A 7,723-nucleotide genomic window follows, 5' to 3' on the forward strand; every position below is an offset into this window, starting at 1 on the left:
CTTGGCTGACACCGGCCGCTTGCCGATGGGCATGAGCATGCTCGGCCGGGTGCTCGACGGCGCGGGCCGCGCCCTGGACGGCAAAGGCTTGATGAAAGCCGAAGACTGGGTGCCGATGGACGGCCCGACCATCAACCCGCTCAAGCGCGACCCCATCAGCGTGCCGCTGGACGTGGGCATTCGCAGCATCAACGGATTATTGACGGTCGGCCGTGGCCAGCGTCTTGGCCTGTTTGCCGGTACCGGCGTGGGCAAGAGTGTGCTGTTGGGCATGATGACGCGCTTTACCGAGGCCGACATTATCGTGGTGGGCCTGATCGGTGAGCGGGGCCGTGAGGTGAAGGAATTTATCGAGCACATTCTCGGTGAAGAAGGCCTCAAGCGTTCTGTGGTGGTTGCCTCACCTGCCGACGATGCGCCGCTGATGCGTTTGCGCGCGGCCATGTACTGCACGCGGATTGCCGAATACTTTCGCGACAAGGGCAAAAACGTCCTGCTGCTGATGGACTCGCTGACCCGTTTTGCTCAGGCCCAGCGGGAAATTGCCCTGGCCATTGGCGAACCGCCCGCGACCAAGGGCTACCCGCCGTCGGTGTTCGCCAAGCTGCCCAAACTGGTGGAGCGCGCCGGTAATGCCGAGGCCGGAGGTGGCTCGATTACTGCGTTTTATACCGTGTTGTCCGAAGGCGATGACCAGCAAGACCCGATTGCCGACTCGGCGCGGGGCGTGCTCGACGGGCACATCGTGCTGTCGCGGCGTTTGGCCGAAGAGGGCCATTACCCGGCCATCGACATTGAAGCGTCCATCAGCCGGGTCATGCCGTCGGTGGTCAGCGCCGAGCACATGCGCCGGGCGCAGCAATTCAAACAACTGTGGTCACGCTTCCAGCAAGCGCGGGACTTGATCAGCGTGGGCGCCTACGTGGCCGGCGGCGACCGTGAAACCGACACCGCAATTGCCCTGCAACCGGCCATGGTCGCGTACCTGCGCCAAGGCCTGAACGACAACATCAGCCTGGGCGAAAGCGGCGGCCACCTGGCCAGCCTGTTCGCCCCGGCGGCGGGTGGTTAATCGATTATGGCGAGCGGAGGAAGGGCGGCGCGTCTGGCGCCGGTGGTCGAAATGGCCGAAAAAACCGAAAAGGCAGCCGCCCAGCGATTGGGCCACTTTCAGGGCCAAGTCAATCTGGCCAACAGCAAGCTGGGCGACCTTGAAAACTTTCGGGGCGAATACCAGGCGCAATGGGTCGAGCGCGGCAGCCAGGGCGTAACCGGCCAATGGCTGCGCAACTATCAATACTTTCTGGGCCAGCTTGAAACCGCGGTGGGCCAGCAACGCCAAAGCCTGCAATGGCATGAAAACAACCTCAACAAAGCCCGCGAATCCTGGCAACAGGCCTACGCCCGCGTTGAAGGGTTGCGCAAACTGGTCCAGCGCTACGCCGACGAAGCGCGCCAGCTTGAAAACAAGCGCGAGCAAAAACTGATGGACGAACTGTCCCAGCGCCTGCCACGCAAAGAAGTCTACTAATCCCGCATGCCCCTGTAGTCGCTGACGAGGTACGAGGCTGCGATGGCGCGCGAAGCGGCCCTGATTGGCGGTCCTGCAGCCCGCATCGCAGCCTCGTACCTCGTCAGCGACTACAGGTTTAGGCGCAGGTTTTCAGAGCGTCTATAGTTCAGGTCAATCGATACCTGAACCAGGAGCTACCCCATGGCCGTGACTTCTCACGTTTCAGCCGACGGCAACCAACTGACCATCGCCATCAAGGGCCGGTTTGATTTTGCCAAGCATCAAGACTTTCGTGATGCTTACGAAAAGAGCGTCCCCAAACCCGACTCGATTGTCGTGGACTTGAAAGAGGCCACCTACATCGACAGTTCCGCCCTGGGCATGCTGTTGTTGCTGCGCGATCACGCCGGTGGCGATGAAGCCGAGATTCAAGTGGTCAACAGCAGCAATGATGTGCGCAAAACCCTGGCCATCTCCAATTTCGACAAGTTGTTCGACATCACGTGAACCCGCCCCAGGCTCGCGGCCTGACGATATTGATCGCCGAAGACAGCGCTGCGGACCGGCTGTTGCTGGCCACTATCGTGCAGCGCCTGGGCCATACCGTGTTGCTGGCCAGTAACGGCGCCGAGGCCGTGGAGGTCTTCTGCCAGCAGCGCCCGCATCTGGTGCTGATGGATGGCCTGATGCCGGTGATGGACGGCTTTGAGGCGACGCGCCAGATCAAGGCGCTGGCCGGTGAAGTGCTGGTGCCGATCATCTTCCTGACTTCACTCAATCACGCCGATGCATTGACCCGCACCCTGGAGGCGGGCGGTGATGATGTGTTGCTCAAGCCGTATAACCCGATGCTGCTGGCCGCCAAGATCACTGTCATGGATCGCCTGCGGCGCTTGCAAGACACCGTGTTGCAGCAACGTGACCAGATCGCCCGGCACAATGTGTATTTGCTCAATGAGCAGCGTGTGGCCAAGGCGGTGTTTGACCGGGTGGCCCATGAGGGCTGCCTGAACGCCCCGAATATCCAGTATCGGCAGTCGCCGTACGCCTTGTTCAACGGCGACTTGTTGCTTACTGCCCACACGCCTTCAGGTGATACCCATCTGCTGCTGGCCGACTTTACCGGCCACGGTTTGCCGGCAGCCATTGGTGCGATGCCCTTGGCTGAGGTGTTCTACAGCATGACGGCCAAGGGCTATGGCCTGGGCGAAATGCTCCGTGAAATGAATGCCAAGCTCAAACGCATCCTGCCGGTCGACATGTTCTGCTGCGCCCACGTGGTCTGTGTCAGTGCGCTGAGGCGCAGCCTTGAAGTGTGGAGCGGGGGAATGCCCGACGGCTATTTGCACACCCAGGCTACGGGGCAGCGCACCGCGCTCAGCTCGCAGCATTTACCGCTGGGGGTGTTGAAGGCCAAGGCGTTTGACCATTCGACCCGGGTGCTGCCCATGCTGCCCGGCGATCAATTGTTCTTGCTCACCGATGGCGTGACCGAAACCACTGGCCCGGATGAACAGCTGTTTGGTGCGCAACGGTTGCAGCGCGTGCTGGAGGCCAATCGCGACCCGCAGCACCTGATCGATGAAGTCGAGCAGGCGTTGCGGCAGTTTCAGGGGCAGATTCGCGATGACGTCAGCATGGTGCAGATCACCTCGCAGGTTGCGCAGCGCCTGGGGATGCCCGCGATGCTCTACACCGACAGCGGCCAATGCAGTCCGCTCGACTGGTCTGCCCGTTTCGAATTCCGGGCGTCGACGCTGCAACAGTTCAACCCGCTGCCTTATTTGCTGCACATGCTGATGGAGGTGCATGGCCTGCGTGCCCAGGGCGCTCAGATCCATGCGGTGCTGTCCGAGCTGTATAGCAATGCGCTGGAACATGGCGTGCTGGGGCTGGATTCTCGGCTCAAGCGAGACGCTAAAGGTTTTGCAAGATATTACGAATTGCGCAATCAGCGTCTGATTGCGTTAAAAAGTGGTTTCGTGCGTGTGGCTATGTGCGTGGTGCCCGAGCGCCAGGGTGGTCGCCTGACACTGCACGTAGAAGACAGCGGGCCGGGCTTTGACGTCGCCAGCATGCTGGCCAGACCGCTTGATCTCGACCGTTTGTCGGGGCGCGGTTTGAGTCTGGTGCGCCAGCTCTGCCCGTCCGCGCGGTGGTCCGACGAGGGTCGTACAGCGACCGTAGAGTTTTTATGGGAGGCTCTGGCATAATCCGAGCATTCTTGATCAAGGAGTGAACAAGTGTCTGAAATTCATATGGATGAGCAAGTCATCAGTTCGTTGCGCGAGGTGATGGAAGAGGGGTTTGCAGACCTGCTGGACACCTTTCTCTCAGACTCCGAAGAACGTATCGACCAATTGCACAATGCCCAGGAAGCCCGTGACCTGACCCTGGTTGCGCACAGCTTCAAAGGCAGCAGCAGCAACATGGGCGCCACCCGCCTGGCGCTGTTGTGCGGTCAGCTCGAAGAGCGTGCGCAAAAGAAGCAACTGGCGGACATCAAAGAGCTGGTCATCGAAATCAATGACGAATACCAAATGGTCCGCCAGCTGTATCGCGCCGAGCGCCAGCGGGTGAGCGTCTCCAGTTACCTCTCGGGCAACTGACGGCAAAGCTGGCCCGAACCTTGCTCTGTCTCTCCCACCTGTACCGATGCCTGCCGTACAGCGGAGACTTTGCCAATGCCACTCGCCGCCAACCCGTTCCTTCAGACACCTGCCGTCGCTACGTCCAAAGCCGCAACGGGCAAAGCTGCACAACCTGACGTCGAGCCCGTAAAAACAGGGGGCGAGCCGTTTTCCAGGGTCTATGCCAAAGCGTCTGACGCCACCTCGGGTGTCACCAGCAGCAAGCCTGCCATAACACGCGATGCGAGCAATAACAGCGCTGCAAACCCATCGCCTGCTGTTGCCGATAGCGGCAAACCCTTGCCTGCTGGCAAGTCTCAAAGCACCGACCAAGATGACACGCCGGTCAAACCTGACGACGGCCTGCCGACTGCCGATACCACACCCCCTGCTGTGCAAACGCCACCGGCGGTAGCGCAAACCCCTGCGCCTGTTGCCCCGGCACAGCCTGATGAGCAAGCTGCGCAACTGGCCGCCGCGAACATGGCCGTGCAAGCGCCGCCACCGCCTGTGGTGGATGACACCTTTGACCCACAAGCCGACCCGCTGGATGACATGCCCGCTGTGCGCCTGGCCATGGAGCAGGGCGGCCATGTGTCCGCCAGCAGCCAGTCACCGGCGAAAAATGCTCAACCCGACAACTTGGCCAGTGCGAGCCAAGGCCAGCCGAACGCGATTGCGCAGATGCTTGAGCCCAAAGCCGACGCCTCCAGTACGGGTGAGGGCGGTGAAAAAGCCTTCAAGGGGCTGGTGGATGACGGCCTCAAAGACCTCAAAAGCGCTTCCAGCGACACCCGTGTCGATGACTTTGCCAACCGTCTGGCTGCGCTGACCCAGGCGGCCGTGCCGAAAACCGCGAATGCGCTGCCGGTCAACCAGCCGCTGGCCATGCACCAGAGCGGTTGGTCGGAGGACATCGTCAACCGCGTGATGTACCTGTCCAGCGCCAACCTCAAATCCGCCGACATCCAATTGCAACCGGCGGAGCTTGGGCGTCTGGATATTCGCGTCAACGTCGCGGCGGACCAGTCCACGCAAGTCAACTTTGTCAGCGGCCATGCGGCCGTGCGTGAAGCGCTGGACAGCCAGATGCACCGCCTGCGTGACATGCTCGCCCAGCAGGGCATGGGCCAGGTCGACGTCAATGTGTCGGACCAATCTCGCAGTTGGCAGGGGCAAGGCCAGGAGCAACAAGGCCAGCAGCGCTCCCGGGCCAGTGGCGCGCGCCTTGACGACGACACGCCGTTAGCCGCCGCCGAACCCGTCGCCCCCAGCATCGTGCTGGGCACCAGCGCCGTGGACTACTACGCCTGAACCCCGAGTCGCCCGTAGGAGCTGACGAGGAACGATGGCTGCGATCTTTTACAGATCAAAAGATCGCAGCCTGCGGCAGCTCCTACAGATTTTGTGATCCTTGACTATCGATGTGCCCCCCTCCAGTTCTGGCATAACACTTGCTCTGCCTAGTCATGCACCTGTGAAAACCCAAAAGTGACGGATTATTGGCATGGCGACGACCGACGCACCGAAAGACCCCGCCGATAAAGGCAAACTCAAGCTGATTATTCTGGTGGTCGTGGCGTTGTTGCTGGCCATCGGCTTGTCGGTGGGTGCCACCTGGTTTTTCATGAGCGGCGAGAAAAGCGCCGCGCCGCCTGTGGTGGACGCCAACATCAAGCGCCCGGCCATCTACGAGCCGCTGCCACCCGCTTTTGTGGTCAACCTCAATGACAACGGCCGCCAGCGCTATCTGCAAGTGAGCATCACCTTGCAGGCGCGGGATCAAAATGACCTCAATGCGCTCAAGGTGCATATGCCGGTGATCCGCAACAACCTGGTCATGCTGTTCTCCGGACAGACCTTTGACAGCCTCGCCACTCCGGTGGGGCAGGAAATGTTGCGTCAGAAAGCCACTGCCAGCGTGCAGGAAGTGGCGCAAAAAGAACTCGGCAAAGTGGTTATTGATCAGGCCCTCTTTACTAACTTTGTATTGCAGTAGGACACGACATGGCCGTGCAAGACCTGCTGTCCCAGGATGAGATCGACGCGCTGCTGCATGGCGTCGATGACGGTCTGGTACAGGCCGAGGCGGCTGCCGAACCCGGCAGCGTCAAAAGTTACGACCTGACCAGTCAGGACCGGATTGTCCGGGGCCGCATGCCGACCCTGGAAATGATCAACGAGCGTTTCGCCCGCTATACCCGCATCAGCATGTTCAACATGCTGCGCCGCTCGGCAGATGTGGCGGTGGGCGGCGTGCAGGTGATGAAGTTCGGTGAATACGTGCACTCGCTGTACGTGCCCACCAGCCTCAACCTGGTCAAGATCAAGCCGTTGCGCGGCACCGCGCTGTTCATCCTCGACGCCAAGCTGGTGTTCAAGCTGGTGGACAACTTTTTTGGTGGCGACGGCCGTCACGCCAAAATCGAAGGCCGCGAATTCACCCCCACCGAATTGCGCGTCGTGCGCATGGTACTGGAGCAGGCCTTCGTCGATTTGAAAGAAGCCTGGCAGGCGATCATGGAAGTCAATTTCGAGTACATCAACTCGGAAGTGAACCCGGCCATGGCCAACATCGTCGGCCCCAGCGAAGCGATTGTGGTGTCGACCTTCCACATCGAGCTCGATGGTGGCGGCGGCGACCTGCACGTGACCATGCCGTACTCGATGATCGAGCCGGTGCGCGAAATGCTCGATGCCGGCTTTCAGTCAGACCTCGACGACCAGGACGAACGCTGGAGCAAAGCCCTGCGCGAAGACGTGCTGGACGTCAGCGTACCGCTGAGCGCCACCGTGGCCCGCCGCCAACTGCGCCTGCGCGACATTTTGCACATGGCGCCGGGGGACGTGATCCCGATCGAATTGCAGGACGAACTGGTGATGCGCGCCAATGGCGTGCCCACGTTCAAGGTCAAACTGGGTTCGCACAAAGGCAATCTGGCCTTGCAAGTGCTCGAACCCATCGTTCGGCGTTAAGCACCGAACTCCCCCAATTGCTCAGTGAGGACACCTGATGGCTAACGAAAACGATACAAGCGCCGCCGACCAGGCGCTGGCAGATGAATGGGCCGCCGCGCTGGAAGAAACCGGCGATGTTGGCCAGGCCGATATCGACGCGCTGCTGGCCGCTGATGCCGCGCAAAAGCCGGCGTCCAACCGCTTGCCCATGGAAGAGTTCGGCAGCGTGCCGCGCAACAACGACCCGGTGTCGCTGGACGGTCCCAACCTGGATGTGATTCTGGACATTCCGGTGTCGATTTCCATGGAAGTGGGCAGCACCGACATCAACATTCGTAACCTGCTGCAACTCAACCAGGGCTCGGTCATCGAACTCGATCGCCTGGCCGGTGAGCCGCTGGACGTGCTGGTTAACGGCACGCTGATTGCCCATGGTGAAGTGGTGGTAGTCAACGAAAAGTTTGGCATCCGTCTGACCGACGTGATCAGCCCAAGCGAACGCATCAAGAAGTTGCGCTAAGTGAAGCGGCTTCTCGGCGGTTTACTGGCGCTACCCTTGAGCGCCCTGGCAGCAGAGCCGGTGGCGAGCACCGCGAGCGCCGTTGCGCCCGTGGCTGCCAGC

At 60.9% G+C, this 7,723-nt stretch carries 9 protein-coding genes; all 9 read left to right on the top strand.

Annotated elements, in window-relative coordinates; all coding sequences use genetic code 11:
• Window positions 1-1,072, top strand: a 1,072-nt coding sequence (locus GHO41_RS27890) for a FliI/YscN family ATPase (protein WP_153435214.1), incomplete at its 5' end; no start/stop codon positions are given.
• A gap of 6 nt (window positions 1,073-1,078) precedes the next feature.
• Window positions 1,079-1,531, top strand: a complete 453-nt coding sequence (gene fliJ / locus GHO41_RS27895) for a flagellar export protein FliJ (protein ID WP_153435215.1) — start codon at window positions 1,079-1,081, stop codon at window positions 1,529-1,531.
• 183 nt (window positions 1,532-1,714) lie between these two features.
• Complete coding sequence (locus GHO41_RS27900; protein ID WP_153435216.1) at window positions 1,715-2,020, top strand: STAS domain-containing protein; 306 nt, start codon at window positions 1,715-1,717, stop codon at window positions 2,018-2,020.
• Entirely contained in the window at window positions 2,017-3,726 is a 1,710-nt protein-coding gene (locus tag GHO41_RS27905) for a SpoIIE family protein phosphatase (protein WP_371929062.1), read from the top strand. Before GHO41_RS27900 ends, GHO41_RS27905 begins: the two co-directional genes overlap by 4 nt.
• Window positions 3,727-3,756: 30 nt before the next feature.
• Complete coding sequence (locus GHO41_RS27910) at window positions 3,757-4,122, top strand: Hpt domain-containing protein (RefSeq protein WP_048386048.1); 366 nt, start codon at window positions 3,757-3,759, stop codon at window positions 4,120-4,122.
• 75 nt (window positions 4,123-4,197) lie between these two features.
• Window positions 4,198-5,457 carry a flagellar hook-length control protein FliK gene (locus tag GHO41_RS27915; RefSeq protein WP_153435217.1) on the top strand — a complete coding sequence of 420 codons (1,260 nt, stop codon included), beginning with the start codon at window positions 4,198-4,200 and terminating at the stop codon, window positions 5,455-5,457.
• 193 nt (window positions 5,458-5,650) lie between these two features.
• Window positions 5,651-6,142 carry a flagellar basal body-associated protein FliL gene (gene fliL / locus GHO41_RS27920; protein ID WP_048371409.1) on the top strand — a complete coding sequence of 164 codons (492 nt, stop codon included), beginning with the start codon at window positions 5,651-5,653 and terminating at the stop codon, window positions 6,140-6,142.
• Between the two features lie 8 nt (window positions 6,143-6,150).
• Window positions 6,151-7,119, top strand: coding sequence for a flagellar motor switch protein FliM (fliM, locus tag GHO41_RS27925; RefSeq protein WP_048371407.1), 969 nt, complete (start codon window positions 6,151-6,153; stop codon window positions 7,117-7,119).
• A gap of 37 nt (window positions 7,120-7,156) precedes the next feature.
• Window positions 7,157-7,621: a flagellar motor switch protein FliN gene (gene fliN, locus GHO41_RS27930; protein ID WP_048371405.1), complete on the top strand. Its 465-nt coding sequence runs from the start codon at window positions 7,157-7,159 to the stop codon at window positions 7,619-7,621.
• Window positions 7,622-7,723 lie beyond the last annotated feature (102 nt).

Source organism: Pseudomonas sp. FSL R10-0399 (assembly GCF_009600165.1).
GTDB lineage: Bacteria > Pseudomonadota > Gammaproteobacteria > Pseudomonadales > Pseudomonadaceae > Aquipseudomonas > Aquipseudomonas helleri.

Bases quoted from the DNA above. Each gene is read 5' to 3' on its own strand.
- GHO41_RS27900 (WP_153435216.1), top strand. From the start codon at position 1,715: ATGGCCGTGACTTCTCACGTTTCAGCCGACGGCAACCAACTGACCATC.
- fliL (WP_048371409.1), top strand. From the start codon at position 5,651: ATGGCGACGACCGACGCACCGAAAGACCCCGCCGATAAAGGCAAACTC.
- fliM (WP_048371407.1), top strand. From the start codon at position 6,151: ATGGCCGTGCAAGACCTGCTGTCCCAGGATGAGATCGACGCGCTGCTG.
- fliN (WP_048371405.1), top strand. From the start codon at position 7,157: ATGGCTAACGAAAACGATACAAGCGCCGCCGACCAGGCGCTGGCAGAT.
- GHO41_RS27915 (WP_153435217.1), top strand. From the start codon at position 4,198: ATGCCACTCGCCGCCAACCCGTTCCTTCAGACACCTGCCGTCGCTACG.
- fliJ (WP_153435215.1), top strand. From the start codon at position 1,079: ATGGCGAGCGGAGGAAGGGCGGCGCGTCTGGCGCCGGTGGTCGAAATG.